The 23044-nt window shown below is 44.7% G+C and carries 20 protein-coding genes; 9 read left to right on the top strand and 11 right to left on the bottom strand.

Going from position 1 to position 23044, the window contains the following annotated elements; genetic code table 11:
* Positions 1–83 precede the first annotated feature (83 nt).
* Together rsgA and ACFPIB_RS15715 are read right to left on the bottom strand one after the other, a co-directional pair.
* A complete protein-coding gene (gene rsgA, locus ACFPIB_RS15720) occupies positions 84–1004 on the bottom strand; it encodes a ribosome small subunit-dependent GTPase A (RefSeq protein ID WP_378018423.1) in 921 nt (306 codons plus the stop codon).
* Complete coding sequence (locus ACFPIB_RS15715) at positions 1001–2233, bottom strand: 3-deoxy-D-manno-octulosonic acid transferase (RefSeq protein WP_378018422.1); 1233 nt, start codon at positions 2231–2233, stop codon at positions 1001–1003. The genes rsgA and ACFPIB_RS15715 overlap by 4 nt, the downstream gene beginning before the upstream one ends.
* Positions 2234–2685: 452 nt before the next feature.
* Between ACFPIB_RS15715 and ACFPIB_RS15710 the strand changes: the two genes are divergently transcribed.
* A complete protein-coding gene (locus tag ACFPIB_RS15710) occupies positions 2686–5400 on the top strand; it encodes a PAS domain-containing protein (RefSeq protein WP_378018421.1) in 2715 nt (904 codons plus the stop codon).
* On the top strand, positions 5397–5846 hold the full coding sequence (locus tag ACFPIB_RS15705) for a response regulator (protein ID WP_378018420.1): 450 nt from the start codon (positions 5397–5399) through the stop codon (positions 5844–5846). Before ACFPIB_RS15710 ends, ACFPIB_RS15705 begins: the two co-directional genes overlap by 4 nt.
* A gap of 348 nt (positions 5847–6194) precedes the next feature.
* On the opposite strand, the gene ACFPIB_RS15700 is transcribed toward ACFPIB_RS15705, so the two are convergent.
* The 3 genes from ACFPIB_RS15700 to acs all read right to left on the bottom strand — a co-directional run bounded on the left by ACFPIB_RS15700 (position 6195) and on the right by acs (position 9452).
* On the bottom strand, positions 6195–6824 hold the full coding sequence (locus ACFPIB_RS15700; RefSeq protein ID WP_378018419.1) for a peroxiredoxin: 630 nt from the start codon (positions 6822–6824) through the stop codon (positions 6195–6197).
* Positions 6825–6989: 165 nt separating this feature from the next.
* Positions 6990–7454 (bottom strand): hypothetical protein, encoded by a 465-nt coding sequence (locus tag ACFPIB_RS15695; protein WP_378018418.1) that lies wholly within the window; start codon positions 7452–7454, stop codon positions 6990–6992.
* 51 nt (positions 7455–7505) lie between these two features.
* Positions 7506–9452, bottom strand: a complete 1947-nt coding sequence (gene acs, locus ACFPIB_RS15690) for an acetate--CoA ligase (protein WP_378018462.1) — start codon at positions 9450–9452, stop codon at positions 7506–7508.
* 254 nt (positions 9453–9706) lie between these two features.
* Here acs and ACFPIB_RS15685 point away from each other — a divergent pair, with 254 nt between their 5' ends.
* Entirely contained in the window at positions 9707–10084 is a 378-nt protein-coding gene (locus ACFPIB_RS15685) for a VOC family protein (protein ID WP_378018417.1), read from the top strand.
* A gap of 257 nt (positions 10085–10341) precedes the next feature.
* On the opposite strand, the gene ACFPIB_RS15680 is transcribed toward ACFPIB_RS15685, so the two are convergent.
* Together ACFPIB_RS15680 and ACFPIB_RS15675 are read right to left on the bottom strand one after the other, a co-directional pair.
* The gene (locus ACFPIB_RS15680) at positions 10342–11115 is read right to left on the bottom strand and encodes an enoyl-CoA hydratase-related protein (RefSeq protein WP_378018416.1); all 774 of its coding nucleotides are present in this window, start codon (positions 11113–11115) and stop codon (positions 10342–10344) included.
* Positions 11116–11360: 245 nt separating this feature from the next.
* Positions 11361–12620, bottom strand: coding sequence for an aspartate kinase (locus tag ACFPIB_RS15675; protein ID WP_378018415.1), 1260 nt, complete (start codon positions 12618–12620; stop codon positions 11361–11363).
* A gap of 97 nt (positions 12621–12717) precedes the next feature.
* On the opposite strand from ACFPIB_RS15675, the gene fbp reads away from it, so the two are divergent.
* Positions 12718–13737 (top strand): class 1 fructose-bisphosphatase, encoded by a 1020-nt coding sequence (gene fbp, locus ACFPIB_RS15670; RefSeq protein WP_378018414.1) that lies wholly within the window; start codon positions 12718–12720, stop codon positions 13735–13737.
* A gap of 102 nt (positions 13738–13839) precedes the next feature.
* Here the strand turns inward: fbp and ACFPIB_RS15665 are convergent, their stop codons facing one another.
* Positions 13840–14142: a hypothetical protein gene (locus ACFPIB_RS15665; RefSeq protein WP_378018413.1), complete on the bottom strand. Its 303-nt coding sequence runs from the start codon at positions 14140–14142 to the stop codon at positions 13840–13842.
* Between the two features lie 9 nt (positions 14143–14151).
* On the opposite strand from ACFPIB_RS15665, the gene ACFPIB_RS15660 reads away from it, so the two are divergent.
* Positions 14152–14730 (top strand): porin family protein, encoded by a 579-nt coding sequence (locus tag ACFPIB_RS15660; protein ID WP_378018412.1) that lies wholly within the window; start codon positions 14152–14154, stop codon positions 14728–14730.
* Between the two features lie 133 nt (positions 14731–14863).
* Here ACFPIB_RS15660 and ACFPIB_RS15655 read toward each other — a convergent pair whose 3' ends face one another.
* The 3 genes from ACFPIB_RS15655 to yihA form a co-directional block, all read right to left on the bottom strand.
* The gene (locus tag ACFPIB_RS15655; protein ID WP_378018411.1) at positions 14864–15391 is read right to left on the bottom strand and encodes a DUF5606 family protein; all 528 of its coding nucleotides are present in this window, start codon (positions 15389–15391) and stop codon (positions 14864–14866) included.
* A gap of 103 nt (positions 15392–15494) precedes the next feature.
* A complete protein-coding gene (locus ACFPIB_RS15650) occupies positions 15495–15974 on the bottom strand; it encodes an energy transducer TonB (RefSeq protein ID WP_378018410.1) in 480 nt (159 codons plus the stop codon).
* 67 nt (positions 15975–16041) lie between these two features.
* Positions 16042–16644 carry a ribosome biogenesis GTP-binding protein YihA/YsxC gene (gene yihA / locus ACFPIB_RS15645; RefSeq protein WP_378018409.1) on the bottom strand — a complete coding sequence of 201 codons (603 nt, stop codon included), beginning with the start codon at positions 16642–16644 and terminating at the stop codon, positions 16042–16044.
* A 209-nt stretch (positions 16645–16853) separates the two neighbouring features.
* Between yihA and ACFPIB_RS15640 the strand changes: the two genes are divergently transcribed.
* The 4 genes from ACFPIB_RS15640 to porT all read left to right on the top strand — a co-directional run bounded on the left by ACFPIB_RS15640 (position 16854) and on the right by porT (position 23035).
* Positions 16854–18836: an OmpA family protein gene (locus ACFPIB_RS15640; RefSeq protein WP_378018408.1), complete on the top strand. Its 1983-nt coding sequence runs from the start codon at positions 16854–16856 to the stop codon at positions 18834–18836.
* A 456-nt stretch (positions 18837–19292) separates the two neighbouring features.
* The gene (locus ACFPIB_RS15635; protein WP_378018407.1) at positions 19293–21488 is read left to right on the top strand and encodes an OmpA family protein; all 2196 of its coding nucleotides are present in this window, start codon (positions 19293–19295) and stop codon (positions 21486–21488) included.
* A gap of 126 nt (positions 21489–21614) precedes the next feature.
* Positions 21615–22337 (top strand): bifunctional demethylmenaquinone methyltransferase/2-methoxy-6-polyprenyl-1,4-benzoquinol methylase UbiE, encoded by a 723-nt coding sequence (gene ubiE, locus ACFPIB_RS15630; RefSeq protein ID WP_378018406.1) that lies wholly within the window; start codon positions 21615–21617, stop codon positions 22335–22337.
* Complete coding sequence (gene porT, locus ACFPIB_RS15625; RefSeq protein WP_378018405.1) at positions 22286–23035, top strand: type IX secretion/gliding motility protein PorT/SprT; 750 nt, start codon at positions 22286–22288, stop codon at positions 23033–23035. Before ubiE ends, porT begins: the two co-directional genes overlap by 52 nt.
* Positions 23036–23044: the final 9 nt, after the last annotated feature.

Here is a 23044-nt window from a genome sequence, read left to right as displayed (position 1 = left end):
TCGGCTAAAAAAGTAATTCATCACTTCTTAGCGTAGGGTTTAAACCCTACGCTAAGAAGTTTTTAAAACTTATAACTTTTAACTCAACGTCTGTTGTCCTCATCTTCAAGAATACTTTTATAACTGTCGTAGCGCGTAAGGGAAATTTTGCCGGCTTCTACTGCTTCTAAAACTTTGCAACCCGGTTCTTTTACATGCAGGCAATTGTTGAACCGGCATTCTGCCATAAACGGCCGGAACTCCGGAAACAAGCCGCCTAATTCTTCCTTGGGAATATCGACAATGCCTAATTCTTTAATGCCGGGCGTATCAATTAAGTAAGTTTCCGGGCCAATTTCAAACATTTCGGCAAAGGTGGTGGTGTGTACGCCTTTGTCGGAGAATGCGGAAATTTCGGTGGTTTTCAGATCCAGATCCGGAACGAGCACATTTACTAACGTCGATTTTCCTACGCCTGAATGACCCGAGAATAACGTAACTTTCTTATCTAAAAGCTGCTTGATTTCTTCCATACCAATACCTTCGGCAGCGGAACAAACCAGGCTATCGTAACCAATTTGTTTATACATTTTCCGTACGCGTTCCTGGTATTTGAGCGTGTCTTCGTCGTAAAGATCTATTTTATTGAAAAGCAGCGTAACCGGAATGTGATACGCTTCGGCAGTAATTAAAAAACGATCTATAAACCCGAACGAGGTGCGCGGCGAAACCAGCGTAACCACCAGAAAAGCCAGGTCTATGTTGGAAGCAATAATGTGCGCGTGCGCCGTTTTATGGATCGATTTCCGGATGATGTGATTCTGGCGTTTTGCAATTTCCGTTATTACAGCCGAGCCTTCTTCGCCTTCCAGTTCCAGCGTAACGTGGTCGCCAACCGCCACCGGATTACTCAGTTTTAAGCCTTTATTTTTGAATTTTCCGCGCAGGCGCGCCCGCAAAAGCCCGCCGTCTTCTTTGCGCACTACGTACCACGAGCCTGTAGATTTTAATACCAGTCCTTTCATAGCGTTGCAGTGATCCAATCCATAATTTTTTGTGTAGCGCCGGCTTGTTGGTTTATATAAGTTTTTTGCTTCAAACTGATAGCGTTTTTGTGTTCCGGGAGACTTGCTTTTGCGAAAGCGTGTTCCAGTTCGGTTAAATTAGTTACCGGAAAAGCCGTATGTGCCGCAACCAGATCTTTGGCTTCCTGGAATTTTCCGTATTTCGGGCCGAAGAAAAGGGGCAAACCGAAAACTGCTGCCTCCAGCGTGTTGTGCAAACCCTTGCCAAAAGCGCCGCCAATGTAAGCATACGAACCATAACTGTAAAGCGACGAAAGCATGCCGATGTTGTCGATGATCAGCACCGAATAATCGTTAACGGCGCGGTTTGGAGCTTCGGAAAAACGTACCGCTTCGCCTTCAAAATCGTTACACAAATTCCGAACTTCGTTCTCATGAATTTCGTGCGGTGCGAGGATGAATTTCAGCTCTTTGTAATGATTTTTTATAAATGGCATCAGAAGATTCAAATCTTCCTGCCAACTGCTCCCGATCACAAAAATATCTTTGCCGGCTTTAAATTCTTCCACCTCCGGAATGTTTTTTACGCTGGCCGCCGTTTGTAAAACCCGGTCGAAACGTGTGTCGCCGGCAACGGAAACCTGGCTGAGCCCGATCTTTTTCAGCAGAAATTCAGAATGCTCGTTTTGCGTGAAAATGTAGGCAAAATTGCGTAAAATATTCCGGTAAAAACCGCCGTAAGGTTTAAAGAAAAGCTGTTTGTCGCGGAAAATGGCGGAAATTGAAATTACGGGAATTTGCCGGTCTTTCAATTCGCGGGTAAAAAAATGCCAGAATTCGTACTTCACAAAAACGGCGAGTTTTGGCTGTAAAAGTGCTACCAGTTTCCGGGCGTTTTTTGCAGAATCTTTTGGAAGGTAAAAAATGAAGTCTGCACCCGAATAATTTTTCCGCACTTCGTAGCCAGAAGGGGAGAAGAATGTAAGCGCGATCTTGTATTCCGGATATTGTTTGGCAAACGCTTCCATAACCGGCCGGCCCTGTTCAAATTCGCCCAGCGAAGCGCAATGAAACCAGACTACCGGCGCCGTATTTCCTTTTAATTTTGCTTCAATTTCCGGCCACAGATTTTTCCGGCCTTCCAGCATCAGCTTCGCTTTTTTATGGAACGGCGCCGCCAGCCGCACGAACAGCCAGTAAAACCAGATGGAAATTTTATAAAGCAGCATTATTGATGTTGTTCGAATTTTCGAAGTTCGTTGGTTCGACTTTTTAGTGCAGAAATCCTAGCGTTTTGCAGAGCAAAGGTACGGTTTAAATAACAGAAAAGCAGAACGCAGTAGCAGGAAGGATTTTTATCCGGGTTTTTGATCGCAATTATGTGGTCCTCCCCCTAATCCCCTCCAAAGGGGGACTTTTATCAGATAACGTATTCGTGGAATTTTAAAATTCGCATTCCAGATTGTCCCGCTTTGGAGGGGTGAGGGGGAGTATTTTTATTTATTGATTTTCAATTGGATCAGATTCACGAATGAACTTTTTCAGCTAAAAACGCTATCCTTTAGCAGTAAAAAAGTGCTGTAGATTTGAAGATTGGTGTAAAAAATTATAACCTTTTTCTGATTTTACAGTTTAAACAAGGTTTGCGTAAAAATCGCTTCAATAAATCCCTTGCCTTTTCATGGTAGAATCTTCCGTTTCCAAACCCTTCGATCTGCAATTTATTTTGCATGCCATTCCCGGCGAATATTTAATTCTCGATACTGACCTTACGATGCTCACTGCCAGCGACGATTATGTGGCCGCTACCAAAACCAGGCGCGAAGATCTCATCGGCAATTACGTGTTCGATATTTTCCCGGATAACCCTGAATTTCCGGGCGTGAATGGCGTAGAAAATCTGCGGGATTCTATGTTGCAGGTAATTCGAACGCGCGAACCCAATAAAATTCCCATGCTGCGCTACGATATTCCCGGCGAAAACGGCACCTTCGAACAACGGTACTGGGATATTGTAGATTCGCCGATAATCAATAACGATAACCAGGTTGTAGGTCTGATCCATCATACAACCGACGTAACCGCCCAGGTGAAAGCCCGGGAAGAAGCCCGCCGCAACGAAGAAATGATCCGGGTGGTAACGCAATCGGTAAACGACGTGATCTGGGACTGGAACCTGGAAACCAATGCCATCTGGTGGAACGAGGGTTTCAAAGCCAAATTCGGCTATAGTGCAGAGGAAACCGAACCAACCATCATTTCCTGGACCAACCGCATTCATCCGGATGACCTCGAACGCGTTTCCGAAAAAATTCATCACGTAATTGATAATGGCAAAGAATTCTGGACCGATACGTACCGGTTCCGGATGAAAAATGGGAGCTATGTCGAAATTCTGGACCGTGGAGCCGTGTTGCGCGATGAAAGCGGAAAACCGTACCGCATGATCGGGGCGATGGTAGATATAACGCTCAACAAAAAAGCCGAAAAAGAAACCCGGGAAAGTGAAGAACGCTTGCGCAGTGTTATGGAAAGTATTCCGCAAATGGCCTGGGCTGCTATGCCAGATGGACAAGTTTATTATTATAATCAGCAGTGGCCCAAATATCTGGGCGTGCCTCTGGAAGCGTTATATGCCAACGGCTGGTCTGCATACATGCACCCGGAAGATCTGGATAAAACAACTACCAATTGGGAACGCAGCCTGAAAACCGGCGAGGATGTTGAAATTGAACACCGGTATTTACTGGCGCCTCAAAACGAATATAAGTGGTTCCTGACCCGGGCCGTAGCGATCCGCAACACAGAAAGCGAAATTGTAAACTGGACCGGAACCTGCACATACATAGATGATCAGCGGAAAATAACGCAGAAATTGCAGGAGCAGGAAGAGAAAATTCAGCGGGTATTGAGCCAGGCGCCGGCGCATTTTTGCTTAATTAAAGGTGAAGAACAGATCATTGATTTTGCAACGCCGGGCATTAAAAAACTCTTTGGCAACCGCGAATGTGTAGGGCTGCCTATTTCCCAAGCCTGGCCCGAAATTGCCGAACAGGGCTTAACGCAGAAAATGCGCGAAGTGTATGACACCGGCAAGCCGCAATATTTCTGGGAAACCCCTGTAATGGTAGACCGGGATAATAACGGCAAATTGGCTGAAGGTTTCTACGATTTTACTTACCAGCCTTTCCGCGATAGGAATGGAAATATTGAAGGCGTTCTGATTTTGGCTATAGAAGTTACGGAACAGGTTTTAGCCAAACGCGCTGCTTTCAAATTATCGGAAGAATTGCTGGAAGAAAAAGAACGTTTCCAGTTCCTGGCCGATACCATTCCGCAGTTGGTCTGGACCACCGATCCGCAAGGTTACCACACGTATTTTAACCAGCGCTGGATAGATTATACCGGTTACGATGTAGCGGCAAGCCAGGGCACCGAAATGTGGAATAATTTACTGCACCCGGAAGATCGTGAACGTGCGCGCAAACGCTGGCAGCACTCACTGGAAACGGGCGAATTTTACGAAATTGAATACCGGTTTAAAAGCAAAGACGGTACGTATCGCTGGTTTTTAGGCCAGGCCGAACCAATGCGAAATGCTGAAGGAGAGATATACAAATGGTTTGGTACCTGCACCGATATTGAGGAGCAAAAGCAATGGCAGGAAGAAATGATAAAAGCCAACGAAGACCTCAAAAAAGTAAATGCCGACCTCGATAGTTTTGTGTACACGGCGTCGCACGACCTCAAGTTACCGATCATCAGTATGGGTCGCATCTTTGACGAGTTGACCAAATCGGCTACTTTTTCGGACCCGGATTCTGAAAAACTGGTTGGCATGTTCCAGAAATCATTAACACAGATAAACACGACTATTCAGGACCTGGCCGATATTGTGAAAGTACAGAAAAACGCGGCGCAGAACCTGGAATTTGTAAGCCTGGCAGAAATTACCGACGAAGTGAAACTCAGCATTCAGGATATGATCAAAGAATCGGGCGCAAAGATCGTAACTGATTTTACCGGTGCTTCCGAAGTTTATTTTTCGAAAGTGAACCTGAAAAGCGTGATCTACAACCTGTTGAGCAACGCCATAAAATACCGCAGCCCGGAACGCACACCGGAAGTAACGCTGCAATCACGGGTCGAAAATAATTGTGTGATCATAACGGTGCAGGACAACGGATTAGGTATTAATTTAGCGCGGCATAAAGAGAAGCTTTTCCAAATGTTCAAACGGTTCCACAACCACGTACCAGGCTCCGGGATCGGGCTCTACATTGTGAACCGGATCGTAAAAAATATGGGCGGCATGCTGGAACTGGAAAGTGAAGTTGGCCACGGCTCCACGTTTAAAATTTCCCTTCCGCACAAAGAGAAAACCGAATTAGTATGAGAAAATTAACGCCACTGAAACTGATCATGTTGGTGGACGACGACGATACCACCAACTACCTGAACCAGCGTTTACTGGAAGGTTTGAATGCTGCCGAAAAAGTGCTGGTCATGAAAGATGGCGAAGAAGCTTTAAACTATCTGACGAAAGCCTGCGATGTGTCTGGTTCTGAAGATTATCCTTGCCCGGACCTGATGTTTCTGGATATTAAAATGCCGGTGATGGATGGTTTCGAATTTCTGGAAGCCTATAAGGAAGCTAAACTAAATATAAGCAAAGATATCGTGATCATGATGCTCACATCATCCGCCAGTTTCTACGATCTTGAAAAGCTGAAACAATATCCGGACGTTAAAAAACACTACTCTAAATCGTTAACCGAAACTGACGTAAAAGATATCTTTGAAAATCACTTTCCAATCCATATAACGCACGTCAACGAGTAAGTTTTGTCGCACGAAATTTCCGACTTTTTACGCTGGAAATGATACCGTTTTTAAAGCAAAAAACCGCTGCAGCTTTGTAGCGGTTTTTTGCTTTAAAACCATAGCGTTTTGGATTGTTGGCCTTGGGAGAATTTACTGGAAAGAAAGTTCTCCCCCCACCCCCTCCGAAGGGGGACTTTTATCAGATAACGGATTTGCGATTGTCCCCCTTCGGAGAGGGTAGGACCTACGTATTCCATATCAAACACCACATAAAAACAAAAAACCGCTACAAAACATGCAGCGGTTTTTCTATTAAAAACGGTACCATTTTCCGGTAAAAAAGTCGAAAATTCGAACAATCTAAAATTAGTGACGAGACAGGTAGCTGGCAACACCTTCGCGGGTAGCGCTCATGGCTTCTTTACCTTCTTCCCAGTTAGCCGGACAAACTTCGCCTTTTTCTTCGAAATACTGCAGGGCAGTTACCATGCGAAGCGCTTCGTCGATAGAACGGCCCAGTGGAAGATCGTTAACAACCTGGTGACGCACAATACCTTCTTTGTCGATCAGGAAAAGACCGCGGTAAGCAACCGGCTCGCCTTTGAATTCCATTTCGCCTTCGTCGTTGTAGTGATATTCGCCGGCTAAAACATCGTAGTTTGTAGCAATGGTTTTAGAAGTATCGGCTACCAGCGGGTAAGTAACGCCTTGAATACCACCATTGTCGCGCGGCGTTTGTAACCAGGCATAATGCGAGAAATGTGAATCGATTGAGCAACCTACTATGGCTACATTTTTCTCTTCAAATTCTTTCAGACGGTCTTCGAAAGCGATGATCTCAGTCGGGCAAACGAAAGTAAAATCGAGTGGGTAAAAGAAGAAAACTACGTGTTTCTTACCCAGGTACTGATCTAAAGAGAAGTTCTCTACGAATTCGCCGTCTACAACGGCGGTTGCCTTAAAATGAGGAGCTCTTTTTCCTACTAATACAGCCATGTTTTTATAATTAGAAATTAGAAATTAGAAATTGCCGGAAGCGTATGTACGCATGCCGAATAAGTTTGATACAAAGCTACGCCGGAAGGTTGGGAAAGGCAAGTATGTTAATTCGGTTTTGGTGAAATAATGAGTATTAAGAAATGAAACCATTTACTTTAAGAATTAATTGAATTTGTCAATATCTGTAATCATGAATCTTAACATATCTAATTCCTTGAGTGTTGTACTATTATTTCCAATATCTTTTCTGATTTCAATAACCAATCTTCCTAAATAAGTCATCATTAGTTTAGGACTAGAAGTATCAGGTTGGTTATAGAGGAATTGGAAAAAATCATTGTAAGCACGAACAACGCCATCAGAACCAAACATCATTAAATGAAATGCAGTTTGTTTATAATCAAAAGACTGTACTTCTTTAATGGCTTTTTCCATTTCATTTTTATTTCTGATTCCTGCGAATATCCTAATTATAGGAATTAAAACTTTTAAATAATTTTCTCTCTTCGTTTCTAATAATTTTTCCTTTTGAAGTCTTAATTTTTCACTTTGTTCTTTTAAATACCATCCAATTACTATTCCAACTAATGTAATGATTGAAGGACCTAAGGTTTTTAATAATTCCATCTAGTTGATTCTTTATATTTAAGCAGAAGGAAATAATGCCGAAACTTAAAATTACATTTTTTCAGCAGAGGCCAATTTCAATGCCCCAGCCTTAATTTCCTCCACCACTTCCGGATCCAGCAACGTAGAAATATCGCCTAAATTCCCGGTTTCGCCTTCCGCAATTTTCCGTAAAATGCGGCGCATAATTTTACCGGAACGGGTTTTTGGTAAGCCACTCACAAACTGGATCTTTTCCGGTCGGGCAATGGCGCCGATCATTTTTACCACCATCTGGTTAATTTCCGTAATCAGGGTTTCTTCGTTTTCGGGCTTATGCTCAGAGATCACGTAGGCGTAAATGGCATGGCCTTTAATACTGTGCGGATAACCTACAACGGCACTTTCAATTACGTTCGGGTGTTCGTCAATGGCGTTCTCAATTTCGGCGGTGCCAAACCGGTGCCCGGAAACATTTATTACGTCGTCTACGCGGCCCATAATGCGGTAATGGCCGTCTTGGTCGCGTTTGCAGCCGTCGCCGGTAAAGTAGAGGTTGGAGTAAGTGGCGAAGTAATTCTGGCGGCAGCGTTCGTGGTCGCCCCAGGTGGTGCGGAACATGCCGGGCCAAGGAAATTTGATGCACAGATTGCCTTCCACGCCGTTGCCTTCCAGCAAATTACCTTCGTTATCGACTAAAACCGGTTGCACACCGGGCAGCGGCAGCATGGCGTAACCTGGTTTGGTAGGCGTAATTCCGGCCAGCGGCGACATTAAAATTCCCCCGTTTTCGGTTTGCCACCAAGTATCTACAATGGGGCAGCGTTTGCGGCCTACGTGCATGTCATACCAATGCCAGGCTTCTTCATTTATCGGTTCGCCTACCGAGCCTAAAACCCGTAGCGAACTCAGGTCAAAACTTTCCGGAATTTGCGGACCAAACGCTTCCAAAGAACGAATAGCCGTTGGCGAAGTATAGAAAATATTTACGCGGTATTTATCGATGATCTCCCAGAAACGCCCGGCATCCGGATACGTCGGAATTCCTTCGAACATGAGCGTAGTGGCGCCGGCCAGCAGCGGTCCGTAAACGATGTAAGAATGCCCGGTTATCCAGCCGATATCGGCGGTGCACCAGTAAATTTCGCCGGGCTGGTACTGGAAAACGTTGCGGAAAGTATAATCGGAGTAAACCATGTAGCCGCCGGTGGTGTGCACCACGCCTTTCGGTTTGCCGGTGGAGCCGGAGGTGTATAAAATGAACAGCGGATCTTCGGAATCTACCGTTGTTGCTTCGTTTTCGGTATCGGTATTGCTCAGTTCTTCATGCCACCAGAGGTCACGGCCTTCTTTCATCGAAACTTCGGCACCGGTGCGCTGCAACACGATCACTTTTTCGATGGTCGGGGTTTGCGTTAACGCTTCGTCGGCAATTTCTTTTAACGGCGTAGTTTTCGCGCCGCGGTACGAAGCATCGGCAGTAAGCAGCATTTTACATCCGGAATCGTTAATTCTATCGGCGATGGCCTGGGCGGAAAAACCAGCAAAAACTACCGAATGAACGGCTCCCACGCGCGCGCAAGCCAAAACCGCAATGGCCAGTTCCGGAACCATGGGCATGTAAATGCAAACGCGGTCGCCTTTCTGAATACCGTTTTTCAAAAGTACGTTGGCAAAGTGGCAAACTTTGTGGTAAAGCTCAATGTACGACAAAACAATGTTGCCTTCGTTCGGGTCGTTCGGTTCCCAGATAATGGCTGGTCGGTCGCCGATATTCTCTAAATGCCGGTCCAGCGCGTTTTCGGTGATGTTCAGTTGGCCGCCTTTAAACCATTCTACTTTCGGTTCTTTGAAATTCCAGTTCAGCACTTCGGTCCAGGGTTTGCGCCAGGTAAATTTTTCGGCTTTTTCGGCCCAGAATGCTTCCGGGTTTTCAACGCTGAACTGATACTGTTTTTCGTAATCGGCAAAAGAAGTGATGTCGGGCTGCATGGTTAAAAGATTTGGAAATTTGAAGATTTGGAAATGAAAAACGTTAGGGGAAATGAGCAAAAAGGTCAGCTTTACTCCCCGAAACCGATTTCAGTTTAAGCTTATAAGTTACAGATTTCCGGGAATAAATGCAGTAGTGCCGGAAAAAAAAGATGGTTTACAAAAGGAAACCAAGCCGCAATAAATCGTGAAAAGCGCCGGAAAGAAAGGGGAAAAGTTGCCGGGATTTAAAACAAAACGCTATCTTGTGAGCCTGAAAAACTAACCCTTTTATAACGTTTATGAAATCTAATTACATCAACTGGTTCGAAATTCCGGTTACCGACATGAACCGCGCTTCCAGCTTCTACAACACCGTTTTCGGCATCGAAGTACAGCAATTCCCTTACGGAGAAGACCAGGAAATGGGCATGTTCGCGCACAGCCAGGAAACCGGCGTGGCCGGAGCATTGGTAAAAGGCCAGGGCTACGAACCATCCGATAAAGGACCTTTATTGTACATGAACGGCGGCGAAGACTTGTCGGTAGCGTTAGCCAAAGTAGAAGCAGCCGGCGGCAGCGTAGTTATGGATAAATTCCAAATCTCGCCTGAGCACGGCTATATGGCTATTTTCATCGATACTGAAGGCAATAAACTTGCCATGCATTCTATGAACTAAGAATTTTCTGATTTAGAAATTTGAAAACTTGGAGATGATCCGGGTTTGCAGAAAATAAAAAAGCCTCTGATTAATTTCAGAGGCTTTTTTATTTGTCATCTCGACGCAAGGAGAGATCACTGGAGGAAGGTAGAAAGCCAGAATAAAAGCTACTACCAACGTGTGGAGATCTCTCCTGACGTCGAGATGACCTTAAACCGGTATCTTCCCAAGTCAAAAAACTCCCTCCCCTGAATTACTTGAGGGCTGGAGTGAGGTTACTTCCCGGTAAATTGCGGCGCGCGTTTCTCTACAAATGCATTCATGCCTTCTTTCTGGTCTTCGGAAGCAAAGCACATGTAGAAATTTTTGCGCTCGAAATACAAGCCTTCATCCAGACCGGTTTCAAATGAACGGTTCACGCTCTCTTTGGCAAGTTTCACGGCAACCGGGCTCATTTTAGCAATTTCAGCGGCCAGTTTCAACGCTTCGTCTAAATACAATTCTACCGGCACCACGCGGTTTACCAAACCGTGTTTTTCGGCTTCTTCCGCGGAAATAAATTTGCCCGTCAGCACCATTTCCATGGCTTTGGCTTTGCCCAGGGCTTTGGTTAAACGCTGCGTACCACCTGCACCCGGCATTACACCAATTTTAATTTCCGGCTGACCAAATTGGGCGGTTTCCGAAGCAATGATCATGTCGCAGGTCATGGCCAGTTCGCAACCGCCACCCAAGGCAAAACCCGAAACGGCCGCAATAATTGGCTTCTTCGTTTTCTTGATCTGATCCCAGGTCGAGAATTGGTCGATGTTGAACATATCGATAGCCGTTTTGCCAGCCATTTGCTTGATGTCTGCGCCAGCCGCAAAAGCACGTTCGTTGCCGGTCAGTACAATAGCGCGCACGCTGTCATCGTCGTCGAGTTGTTTCAGCGCATCGCGTAATTCGCCCATTAATTGAAGGTTTAGTGCGTTCAGTTCTTTCGGACGGTTCAGTTCAATTAAAGCAACGTGTTGCTGGTGGTTGGGAGTAACTTTTATGAATTCCATTTATTTAGATATTTGATGCTGGATATTAAATTTTAGACTTTTAAGAGCGAAAACGATAGCGTTTTGCAGGTTAAAAGTAACAGGAATTTGTATAGACGCAAAACTTTGCGTCTTACAGTATTGCAGTCGGTTTTGAAGGAAAGTGGTTTTGGTTCAGAATTATTTGATTGGGAATGAGGGAGACGTAAAGTATTACGTCTCTACGATTAACAATTTAACCATTTAACCATTCAACAATTTAACAATCAACCCCGGCACACAAACTGAAATGTATTTCGGGTGCGCTGTTCCAGCAGGATTTCTTTACTGGCGGTTAAATTCTTAATGCTTTCCGAATCGTAGTTTTTGATTGTGTAAAGCTGAAGCGAAATGTTGTACTGTATGTTGAACTGGTCGCGAAGGGTTTCGATCAGCTTTTTCAATCTGGCACCGTTGTAATCGGTACAAATAGAAAAAGAAATAGCCGAGTTCTGCATCAGGTTTATTTTAATGCGCAGCTCCGAAAGTACCTGGAAAATGGTGCTTAAATTCTGCTCCGAAATAAACGAAAAATCCTTCACGCCGAAGGAAATCAAACACTGGTTCTGCTTCAGGATAAAAGCGGGTGCGAGTTTCCCGTGTTCAAAATTACCGATCTTCGTGCCTTCGCTTTCCGGATCTACAAACGATTTTACCAACAGCGGAATTTGTCGGTCGGCGAGAGGTTTTATGGTTTTGGGGTGAATTACGGATGCGCCGTAATACGCCATTTCGATGGTTTCCTGGTAGGATATTTCCGGGTAACGCACGGTATTCGGGAAAATTTTCGGGTCGGCGTTAAGCAAACCGGCCACGTCTTTCCAGATGATCATTTTATCGGCGCGCAGGCAGTAAGCAAATATGGCAGCGCTGTAATCGGAACCTTCGCGACCCAACGTGGTGGTTTTACCGCCGGAAGTGCCGCCGATAAAGCCTTGCGTCACGACGATGTTATTTTGGAGTATTGCCGGCAGGTCGCGTTGTATCAGGTCTTCGGTAATGCTCCAATCAACTTTTCCCTCGCGCCAATTTTCATCGGTCCGAATATATTTGCGGCAATCGAGCCAGATGGCGGGCAGGTTTTCGGCTTTTAAATAATGCGCCAGAAGGGTAGAAGCCAGCAACTCGCCGAAGGAAATGATCTGGTCGTATTGCTGGTCGGTTTTACCGGGAACTAATGCCTGCAGGTTTTCTTCAAGTTTCGCAAATAATTGCTCCAGCGCTTCAAAAACCGGGCTTTTAACTTCCGGAAATAATTCCTGCACTACTGAAAAATGGTAGGTTTTTAAGGCCGAAAACTCAGAAGAATAATTCAGTTTTTCCTGAGCTTTGCTGAAAATGCTTTCCAGGGCGTTGGTGGTTTTGCCTATGGCGGAAACTACGATCAGTAATTGGCCCGAAACGCTATGCTTTTGTACAATAAAACTCACATTCCGAAACGCAGCCGCATCCTTTACCGAAGCGCCGCCAAACTTGAAAACCTGCATGTTCACTCAAAATATCCGGCCGTAAATGTAGAAAGCTTGGTTTTATCGCGCAAATAATTATATTTTTGTGTTACGATTCACCCCAAAATTCAACTTAATGGATACCAAGGACACCAAAATTGCGCTTCCGGTCGGAACGACCCTCGACCGTTTTATTATGCGCAAGCAGGAAGATTTTCCGTTTGCTACCGGCGAACTTTCGCAATTGCTCCGCGACATTGCACTGGCTTCTAAAATTGTGAACCGCGAAATTAACCGCGCAGGCCTCATGGACATTGCTGGTGCATTCGGCAGCCAGAACGTGCAAGGCGAAGATCAGCAGAAACTCGACGTAATTGCCAATATTCGTTTTATCCGGGCATTCCGCAACGGTGGCGAAGTTTGCACCATTATTTCGGAGGAAGACGAAGATATTATTCAGACCGGCAACCCGGATGGAAAATATATCGTGGCCATGGACCCGCTCGACGGTTCTTCCAACATCGATGTGAACGTTTCTATTGGTACAATTTTCTCGATCTACCGTCGTAAAACCGAAACCGGCTGCAACGGCGATTTGACTGACTGTTTACAAAAAGGCGTGGAGCAAGTTGCGGCTGGTTACGTAATTTATGGCTCATCTACCATGCTGGTTTACACTACCGGCAACGGCGTAAACGGCTTTACTTACGAACCATCTTTAGGCGAATTCTTCCTGAGCCACCCGGATATCGTAACTCCGAAAACCGGTAAAGTTTATTCCATCAACGAAGGTGGTTACAACTCTTTCCCGCAAGGCATTAAAGATTATGTAGAATACTGCAAATCGAACGACTATTCTGCCCGTTACATCGGTTCTTTGGTAGCAGATTTCCACCGCAATTTACTGAAAGGCGGTATTTACATTTACCCGCCAACGGCCAAAGCTCCAAACGGCAAACTGCGTTTAATGTACGAAGCTAACTCGCTGGCTTTCATTGTAGAACAGGCTGGTGGTAAAGCAACCGACGGTAAAAACCGCATCATGGAAATTGAGCCAACGGCATTGCATCAGCGTTGCCCGCTCGTAATTGGTTCTTCCGAAATGGTAGATAAGGTACAGGAATTATTATTGAAATCGGAAGCAGCTTTAGTTTAGTTTTTTCTGATAACAGATATGCAAAAAGCGCCGGAAATCAATTTCCGGCGCTTTTTGTTTTATGCAAGGCGAACTTAATTGGCAGGCTCTTATTATTTTTTTCTAACTTTGGTAGCGGCGCCGGAATTCCAGTTTTTGTTTTTCGCGCTCAATTACCAGCCGGGCCACGTTTTCTGCAATCTGGCGCGAATCGTTAGCGAGCAGGGCTTTTCGCAAAAGTGCTTCGCTCACGTCGTGGCGGTATAAAATGCCGAAAAGTTTCTGGGTGTTGGTTTGCATTAAAGTGGCAATTGCCAGCGTCAGCAGTTCCAGTAATTCGTTTTCCGGCATTAACTTGCGCCGCAGCCGAAGCCCGAAATTCTGGTTAATGGTTTGCAGCAATTGTTTGTCGAGGTTCTCTTTCAAAATTACGCTATGAAAAAAGTACTTACCCTTTTTACGTTCCTGAGTTTTTTCCTGTTTTGCCATACCGTTTCGGCCCAGATCCGCAATGCCATCGTTATCGGGGCAAGTGCCTCGCAGATAGACGGTGACCGGTTGAGCGGGTTCGATAAAGCCGGTCTGGTTTTCGGGGGCAGTTCTAATTTTAAAATTACTGATAAATTTAGTTTTCAGCCCGAAATTTTATGGCTCCAAAAAGGAAGCAAAACTTCCAACTCCGATAGCCTGATGTTTTTTAAATGGCGCCTAAATTACGTTTCGGTGCCGGTTTTATTAAATTATAAGATCCAGCCCCGTTTTACGTTACAAGCCGGAATTACCGCCGATTATTTAATAGATGCCAAACTGGACGATGGCGGCGGTTTTTTTGACCGTACTGCCGATCTTGAGAAATTCGACCTGAATTATACTGGCGGCATTGAATACAAGATAGGGGACAATTTCTCGGCGAACGCGCGCTACCAGTATTCTTTTTTCTGGCTCGACGACTTGCATTTTAAGAACAGCAACGTGCTCGTTACCCTGCGTTTCTATTTAGGCGATTCAGAGTAAGGCTCGGGTTTTTGTGTCCGAAACCATACCGTTTTTTTTATCAAATCTCACAGGTTTTAAAAAGCTGTGAGATTTATTTCAATCCAGAGTTTTCCATCTCAAAACGGTACCGTTTTTAAACAAAAAAGTCTGCTTATTCAGCAGACTTTTTTGTTTTCTTTGGCTTGGCTTCAGCTTTCGCTTCATCTTCGCCGGCTTCAACTTTTTCAGCTTTGGCTTTGGTTTTTTTAGCTGGTTTTTCTTCCGCTTCAGGTTGCGCTGTTGCTTCGGTAAATGGCAGGTGCTTTTTTACGAGCGTATACCAGCTGGCTAATTTCTTAATGTCAGACATATAAACGCGTTCGCGGTCATAATCCGGCAGAATTTTTTCCATGAAAGCGCTCAGTTCCTGGTTCGAGGATTTTGCATTAACCGGAATGTTTTCGCCATAATGCGTATTGATGCTGTCGAAAATATCGGATAAGGGAATCGTTACGTCCGGGTTGTTGGTGTAAATGGAAATTTCGTGCAACAACGAAATACGGTGTTTGGCCTGTGCAGCCGAACGAACCGGATTATCGGCAAGTGTTTCGATAATTACGCCGCTACGGGTAGGGCTTAAAATGCGGTATAAACCTGGCATACCGGAAATAGAAGCAATTTCTCTTAAATCAACAGGCATAGTTTCGTTATAGGAATTTAAAATGTTAAGATCTGAAAATGCATGCCAGGAAACAAGTTAAGCAAAATTCTCAGATCATATAATAGTTCGGGAAGTTAAAAAACTAAAGTTTGAAATTAACCGGAACGCTGGATTGCACGCTGTAACCCGGCGCATTGAATTTCAGTAGTCTTACAACGCGCAAGGCTTCTTCACCGGTGCCGGCACCCATATTTTTCAGAATGCGCATGTTGGTGGTAGTGCCGTCGGCGTTTAACGTTACAGATACAATGCACTGGCCCTGAATACGGTTACGTTTGGCCATTGGCGGGTATTGCAGGTTCTTGTTGATGAATTCGTACATGGCAGACTGGCCACCTTCGTAGTATTGCGCAATTGGAATAGCTTTATCGGCCCCTTTTCCGCCTGCTTTATCCTGACCCGGTGCAATTGGTTCCGGCGATTTTTGCGGCGTTCCCTGGGTGTTTTCTTCCGCAGTGGTTTCGGTTTTAACTTTTGTTTTGGTTTTGGTATCAGTTTGCGCGGTGGCGTTCAGCGATAAAAAAGCGAAGCCTGCGGCCGCCAGAATTACTTTTACTTTCATGTTAAATACGGTTTTATTAGAATTGAGCTTGTGCAGAACGTCCCAATTTTAATGCCAATTTAATATTTTATTCGGATACTTGTTTGTTCGTGGCGTCTATAAAATCCAAAATTTCGTCACGCCCTGCTTTTTCCGCCGAAGATGTTTTGAATATCTGTGGCAATTCTTCCCAGGTTTCGCGCATTTTTCGTGAAAAAGCTGCAATATTCTGGTCGGTTTTTACAGCCGATTGTTTATCGGTTTTCGTAAACACCAGCACAAACGGTACTTCAAGGGCACCTAAAAGCTCAATAAATTCTAGGTCAGAAGCCTGTGGCTCGTGCCGGGAATCGATGAGTACGAATACGCAGATCAGGTTGGTGCGCAGCCGCATATAAGCCCTGATCATTTTGCCCCATTTTTCGCGGCTGTCTTTGCTTACTTTGGCCCAGCCGTAGCCCGGCAGATCGACCAGGTACCACGATTCGTTGATCAGGAAATGGTTTATAAGCTGCGTTTTGCCAGGAAAAGAAGAAGTTTTTGCCAGTTTATTGCGGTTGGTAAGCATGTTTATGAGCGACGATTTACCCACGTTGGAACGGCCAATGAAGGCATATTCCGGCAGGTTCGTTTGCGGGCATTTATCTACCTGGGTATTACTGGAAATAAACTGGGCATCTTTAATGATCATGGCACAAAAAAATAGGTGAGGCAGGTTAGCCGCCGCAAACTTACTCAAATCCGGCGGCATTATTAAATTTCAATATCCGGAACCCTGTACGAATTTATTTAGTAACATAATTGTTTTTTTTATTGAACGGCGAAAATCTGTTGTTAATTTCGGTTTTTTATCTGCAAATTGAACCGGCCTAAATGGCAGTGTGCCTGAAAGTATTTTGGATGAAAATTGATAACATGAAAATTTTGCGTCGCGTACTTTTTCTGGCTTTTTGCCTATGGTTTTCCGCTGTGGCTCAAAGTCAGGCTCAAAGCCCCAAAAAAATAATTGCTAAAGCCGACAAAGCTTTCTTCAGAGATGAATCGGAAAAAGCACTTTCGCTTTACGAGCAGGCCCTTGCCGCCCAGCCCGATAACATTAAAGTGAACTACCGCCTTGGTTTACTGTATCTGCAATTCAAACAACCGCATAAGGCCGTTCCGGTTTTACAAAAGGCTACAAAACACGCGCCAGAATATCGCCCGGAATATACATTGAACCTGGCGCAGGCTTACCAGCTTAACGGTAATTTCGACGAAGCCATAACCCAATACCAGGCGGCACTGGCAAAAACCAATAAAAGGAACGAGACTGAAATAGGAAACTTGAATAAAAAGATCACGGAATGTATCTCAGGTCAGAATTTGAGAGCGCAGCCCATTTCTGCCGAAGTTCATCAGATCACAAACGCTTTGAATTCTGCCGCATCCGATCATGGTCCGATCCTTTTCAATAACGATAAATCGCTGATCTTTACTTCCAGCCGTCAGGCGCAAGCAAAGAAAAATCCCGACGAAAACATTTATTTTTCTGAATTCGATGGCCAGAACTGGTCTGCTCCCCAGGCTTTTCCAAAACCTGTAAATACTTCAGATCACGATGCAGCCGCCGGAATTTCTGCCGATGGCAATACACTTTATATATACAGGTTCGAAAACGGCGGCGATATATACCAAATGAAACGTAACGGCTCTACGTGGGGCGAGCCAGAAGAAATGCCGGAACCAATAAATTCGGAGTTTTACGAACCGTCCATTTTTATAACTGCCGACAATCAATACGCCTTTTTTGCCAGCGATCGCTACGATGGTTTCGGTGGCCTGGATCTGTATATAACGTTGCGCCAACCTGATGGTAGCTGGAGCGAACCGATGAACCTTGGTTCGAATATTAATACCGAATACGATGAAGATGCTCCATTTGTATCGGCCGACGGGATGACCTTGTATTTCAGTTCGCGCGGGCACAACAGCATGGGCGGCTACGATCTTTTCAGCTCTAATTCAGAAGGCATTACCTGGAGCAAAGCCCGTAACCTCGGTTTTCCTATAAATTCGCCCTTCGATGATATTTACCTGGTAACTACTTCTGACGGAAACCAGGGCTTTTTCAGTTCCGACCGGGTTGGTAGTGTCGGGGAAAAAGATATTTACGCGGTTACTTTCCGCAGCGCAATTGCAACCGATTCTTTATTGGCCGTAGCCGAGCCGGAACCGTTCCCAATGAAAGATACTTTGGTAGCTGCTGCTAAACCGGCCGTACAAACCATTACGCTTCGGGGAAAAGTTACAGAAGCAGGATTGGGATCGCCGTTGGCTGCTCAATTGGTGCTAACCGAGCAAAATCAATTGGATAGTCCGGTTTACGCCAATGCCGATAGCCTTTCCGGCGGATACCAGTTTGTGGTAACGAAAGGAAAAAAATATAGCTTGGTAGCCCGGAAAGAAGGTTATTTTTATGCAACAGAAAACCTGATCTTACCGGAAAGCTTCGCACGCGATACGCTGGCAAAAAACTTTGCACTGAAGAAAATAAAAACAGGAGCGAAGCTGGTGCTCAACAATCTTTTCTTCGAATACAACAGCGATAAACTTACGGCAAGCTCCCGCGATGAATTGAGCCGCTTGTACGATCTGATGGAAGAGAATGCAGGGCTGAGCGTAGAGATCTCGGGGCATACCGATAGTCGCGGCAGTGCTGCCTATAACCAGGCTTTATCGCTGAAACGTGCGCAGGCAGTTGTGAATTACCTGAAAGAAAAAGGAATAGCAACTGAACGATTAAAAGCGGTAGGCTTTGGAGCCCAAAAACCAATAGCCTCCAATAAAACAGAAAACGGCCGGAAACAAAACCGCCGCACCGAATTTAAAGTGCTCCACAAATAGATCCTAAACGGGAAACTCCAGGGTTTGTGGATAAATAAATATCTAATATAGACTATTTGAAATATATTTGGCCTGTTATTTGCGGGTGCAGAATCTGGTTTCCTATCGGGGTTTGAGTTTTTTGGTGCTAAACCCTACCGTTTTTAATTGCCTGAGCCTTAATTTGGTAAGAGTATGTTGGCAGGAAAATAAGAATTAGTAGCTAAAAAATAGTAACCAAATCAGCCGGAATGTAGTAACGTAGGCAGAATGCTGTGCACTACATATACCTTTTCTGGTTGAAAATGTGCAAAAGCAGTTGCTTTTATGTATTCTTGCATGCATAAGGATAGTTTTTTTATATATATTATAACCTATATGTTGTATTAATAGTATAGGAGATTATAAAGGTCATTTCATAAATTTTTAAATAAATACTCTATTAAACGTACACGCTACAAATTAACCACTTACAACATGGATAACGCAGTCAGAATACTCAGAAAGACTACTTTCCTTTTCGTGCTTACCCTTTGTGCTACGGCTTCGGCATTTGCACAGAGTACCCGCAAGCTTATGAAGGATGGCAATAAGTTTTTCGAAAATGAGAATTACCGCGCAGCCCTTCCTTTTTATGAAAAAGTATTGGCCAAGGAACCCGATAACGAAACTGCCCTTTTCCGGGCCGGCGTTAGCTACATGGCCTTCGATAAGGAAAAAGCCAGCGATTATATCTACAAAGCGCAGAAGCTGAAACCGAAAGTTTCGAAGGATGTAGAATACTGGTTAGGTCGTGTAGATCATATCAATTATCGTTTCGACGATGCGATCACGCATTACAAAGCCTACGATGCCACGCTGAAAAAGAAAAAGGATACCCGTAAAGCTGAAATAGCTTTGTTGATCCAGCAGAGCAGAAACGCAAAAGATCTTTTCAATAAACCGAAAGATATTTTTGTGAAGAACATGGGCCCGACCATCAACTCACAATACTCTGAACATAGCCCGGTAATTACTGCTGACGATTCTTATTTACTCTTCACTTCGCGTGGCGAGGCTGTTACTGGTGGACAGACTGCTGCTGACGGTGAGTATTTCGAAGATATTTTTGAAGCCAAGCGTTTAGGTCCGGATGAGTGGGAGCAACCACGTTCTTTGAGCAGCTCGCTTAACGGTAAAGGCCACGATGCTTCTATCCAGGTTTTCGATAACGATACTAAACTATTAATGTATCGTCAGGATGAGAACGGTGATATTTTCTATGCTGAAAAAGTTGATGGCAACTGGACTTCCCCAAAAAAACTGAACAACAACATCAACACCAAAGCCTTTGAAAGCGACGCTTACATTACGCCGGATGGCCGTACCATGTATTTCTCTACTTCGCACTACAACGAGAATGGTGACCTGGATATTTATGTATCTCAACGTGCCGAAGGTGGCGACTGGGGTAAACCGGTTTCTATTGGCAATACCATTAATACCCCATACGACGACGATAGCCCGTACCTGAGCAAAGATGGCAAAACGCTTTATTTCTCATCGCGTGGCCATAATACCATGGGTGGTTACGATATCTTCGTGACGAAATACGATTCAGTAGCCCGCAAATGGACCAAACCAGTGAATATGGGTTACCCGGTAAACACGCCGGATGATGACACCTACTACCGTTTGAGCCCGGATGGCAGCTACGCTTATCTTTCTTCTTACCGCATTGGCGGCTACGGCGAAAAAGATATCTACACCATCAACTACATTCGCAACGTAACTATTGCCGGCCAGGTGTTCTCTATGCGCGACAGCTCTACTATTCCGGGTGTTGAACTGGTATTTAACAGCCAGACTGCCGATAAAAGAGCCATCAGCTACCGCGATATTACCAAACCAGATTCAGGAAACTACAGTGTGAATGTACTTTCAGGCCGTAAATATTCAGTAGTGGTTACCAAAGATGGTAAAAACATTACTACAGAAGAATTTGACGTACCGGTTGTAACCAACGATACTACAACTATTATCAAGAATTTCTACGTGCCTTACGAAGACTCTTCGATGGTAGCCAGAGCAATGAAGTTCAAAAATATTTACTTCGATACCGACAAGTATAAACTGCGTCCGGAATCTGTAAAAGAGCTTGATAATATTGCAGCGGTTCTGAAAGCAAATCCACAGGTAAATATCTCGCTGGAAGGTCACTGCGATAGTCGTAACACTGATGAATACAACATGGTATTAGGCGAAAACCGTGCAAAAGCTGCTTATGAATACCTGCGTAAGAAAGGTATTTCTCAGGCGCGGATGGTAACTGTAAGCTACGGCGAACGTCGCCCGGTTGCAGAAAACGATTCTCCTGAAAACATGCAGCTGAACCGCCGTACCGAGTTTATTGTACTGAACCAGCCAAGTCGCAGTACTACCGGTGGTGGTGCCGCAATTAAAAAAGGAGGTGCTACCCAGCAGAATATTACTCCGGTACAAGGCGTAATGGAAAACGGGACAATGAAAGTAAAAACTTCTAAGTCCGGCGAAACCAAGATCAAGATCGAGAACGGTAAAAACGAGCAGAAGATCGAGATCGAGCCAGACGGTGAAATTAAAACCAAGGGCAAAATTAAAAACGGCGAAGACGACAAACAGAAATATAAGTCTGAAACCGAGCCTGCAAAATAAGCGGTAAGTAACACGCAAAACCCCAAAACGGGCTAAACCAAAAGTTTAGCCCGTTTTTTTTACAACATATTTTAGCAATTGTAGTTAAGGGAATAGTATTTTTGTGCTTCAAGCAAATTTTAGCCCATGGCGGTAGTTCCGTATAAAGATGCCTCTGATTCGAAAAAGAACCAGGTGGCGCAAATGTTTAACAGTATTGCAGGCAAATACGATTTCCTGAACCATTTCTTAAGTGCCGGCGTGGATATTTACTGGCGCAAAAAGGCTATAGCTTTGCTGCAAAAAAGTAAGCCCAAACAAATTCTGGATATTGCCACCGGTACCGGCGACCTGGCCATTGAAGCGCTGAAAGTAGATCCGGATAAAGTTACCGGCGTGGATATTTCGGAAGGCATGCTGGCTGTGGGCCGCGAGAAAATGCAGAAAAAAGGGCTTTCAAATAAGATCGAGCTTCTTTCCGGCGATTCGGAGAATCTGCAGTTTGAGGCTAACTCTTTTGACGCAATTACCTGTGCTTTTGGCGTGCGCAATTTCGAAAACCTGGAAAAAGGACTTTCTGAAATGAATCGTGTACTAAAACCGGGGGGGCGCGTCGTTATACTGGAGTTTTCGAAGCCTACGGCTTTCCCGATGAAACAAGCGTATAACTTTTATTTTAAAAATATTCTGCCGGTTTTCGGAAAAATGATCTCCAAAGACCAGAGCGCTTATACTTACCTGCCGGAATCGGTGCAGGCTTTTCCGGATGGAAGATCTTTTCTGGGAATTCTGGATAAAGTAGGATTTAAGCAAACACAATGGCAGTCACTTACCTTCGGAATATGTTCAATTTACACCGCTATAAAGTAGTTTTTTGCTTCTTTTTCCTACTGTTTTCTACCACTGCTTTTGCACAGAAAGAGCAGAAAATTTTCGGAAAAAATCTCCCGAATTACGATAACCGCAAAATGCACTACGGTTTTTACCTGGGGGCTACGGCTTCGCGCTTTAACGTAGAATATTCCGACGAATACGTTCAGCGGTTGCAGGTGGCAGACTCTTCCGGCTTGCGTGCAGCCAACCCAAAAATTACTCCGGGTTTTACACTTGGTTTTGTGTTGAGCCGGCAGTTAGGTGATTTTTTTACGATCCGTTTTCTGCCAGGCGTAGGTTTTTATAACCGTCAGGTAGAATTTGAAGACAATGGCGAACTGGTGAATCAGGAAGTGCCGAGCACCACGGTGCATTTGCCTTTTCTGTTCAAATATATGTCGAAACGCCGGCAGAATACGCGCATGTATTTTGTGGCGGGCGCCACGCCGGGCATTGACATTGGCGGCAGCAAACGCGACGAACGAATCGATAATAAACTGCGCGTAGATAAAAATAATTTTCAAATAGAATATGGCGTAGGTGTTGACCTGTTTTATCCTTTCTTTAAATTTGCCCCGGAGCTTCGCGTTGCTCACGGCGTACCGAATATCCTGATCACAGATGATAACGCCTACAGCCGGAGTTTTCAGAATTTAAGGACTACTACCGTAACACTTTATCTGAATTTCGAATAAGACTTTTTT

The organism is Adhaeribacter terreus (genome assembly GCF_042657365.1).
GTDB lineage: Bacteria > Bacteroidota > Bacteroidia > Cytophagales > Hymenobacteraceae > Adhaeribacter_A > Adhaeribacter_A terreus.
The sequence above is the reverse complement of the archived record's forward strand: the minus strand, read 5'-3'. Positions and strand labels throughout refer to the sequence as shown.

Bases quoted from the DNA above. Each gene is read 5' to 3' on its own strand.
- rsgA (WP_378018423.1), bottom strand. From the start codon at position 1,004: ATGAAAGGACTGGTATTAAAATCTACAGGCTCGTGGTACGTAGTGCGC.
- ACFPIB_RS15715 (WP_378018422.1), bottom strand. From the start codon at position 2,233: ATGCTGCTTTATAAAATTTCCATCTGGTTTTACTGGCTGTTCGTGCGG.
- ACFPIB_RS15710 (WP_378018421.1), top strand. From the start codon at position 2,686: ATGGTAGAATCTTCCGTTTCCAAACCCTTCGATCTGCAATTTATTTTG.
- ACFPIB_RS15705 (WP_378018420.1), top strand. From the start codon at position 5,397: ATGAGAAAATTAACGCCACTGAAACTGATCATGTTGGTGGACGACGAC.
- ACFPIB_RS15700 (WP_378018419.1), bottom strand. From the start codon at position 6,824: ATGGCTGTATTAGTAGGAAAAAGAGCTCCTCATTTTAAGGCAACCGCC.
- ACFPIB_RS15695 (WP_378018418.1), bottom strand. From the start codon at position 7,454: ATGGAATTATTAAAAACCTTAGGTCCTTCAATCATTACATTAGTTGGA.
- ACFPIB_RS15685 (WP_378018417.1), top strand. From the start codon at position 9,707: ATGAAATCTAATTACATCAACTGGTTCGAAATTCCGGTTACCGACATG.
- ACFPIB_RS15680 (WP_378018416.1), bottom strand. From the start codon at position 11,115: ATGGAATTCATAAAAGTTACTCCCAACCACCAGCAACACGTTGCTTTA.
- ACFPIB_RS15675 (WP_378018415.1), bottom strand. From the start codon at position 12,620: ATGCAGGTTTTCAAGTTTGGCGGCGCTTCGGTAAAGGATGCGGCTGCG.
- fbp (WP_378018414.1), top strand. From the start codon at position 12,718: ATGGATACCAAGGACACCAAAATTGCGCTTCCGGTCGGAACGACCCTC.
- ACFPIB_RS15660 (WP_378018412.1), top strand. From the start codon at position 14,152: ATGAAAAAAGTACTTACCCTTTTTACGTTCCTGAGTTTTTTCCTGTTT.
- ACFPIB_RS15655 (WP_378018411.1), bottom strand. From the start codon at position 15,391: ATGCCTGTTGATTTAAGAGAAATTGCTTCTATTTCCGGTATGCCAGGT.
- ACFPIB_RS15650 (WP_378018410.1), bottom strand. From the start codon at position 15,974: ATGAAAGTAAAAGTAATTCTGGCGGCCGCAGGCTTCGCTTTTTTATCG.
- yihA (WP_378018409.1), bottom strand. From the start codon at position 16,644: ATGATCATTAAAGATGCCCAGTTTATTTCCAGTAATACCCAGGTAGAT.
- ACFPIB_RS15640 (WP_378018408.1), top strand. From the start codon at position 16,854: ATGAAAATTGATAACATGAAAATTTTGCGTCGCGTACTTTTTCTGGCT.
- ACFPIB_RS15635 (WP_378018407.1), top strand. From the start codon at position 19,293: ATGGATAACGCAGTCAGAATACTCAGAAAGACTACTTTCCTTTTCGTG.
- ubiE (WP_378018406.1), top strand. From the start codon at position 21,615: ATGGCGGTAGTTCCGTATAAAGATGCCTCTGATTCGAAAAAGAACCAG.
- porT (WP_378018405.1), top strand. From the start codon at position 22,286: ATGGCAGTCACTTACCTTCGGAATATGTTCAATTTACACCGCTATAAA.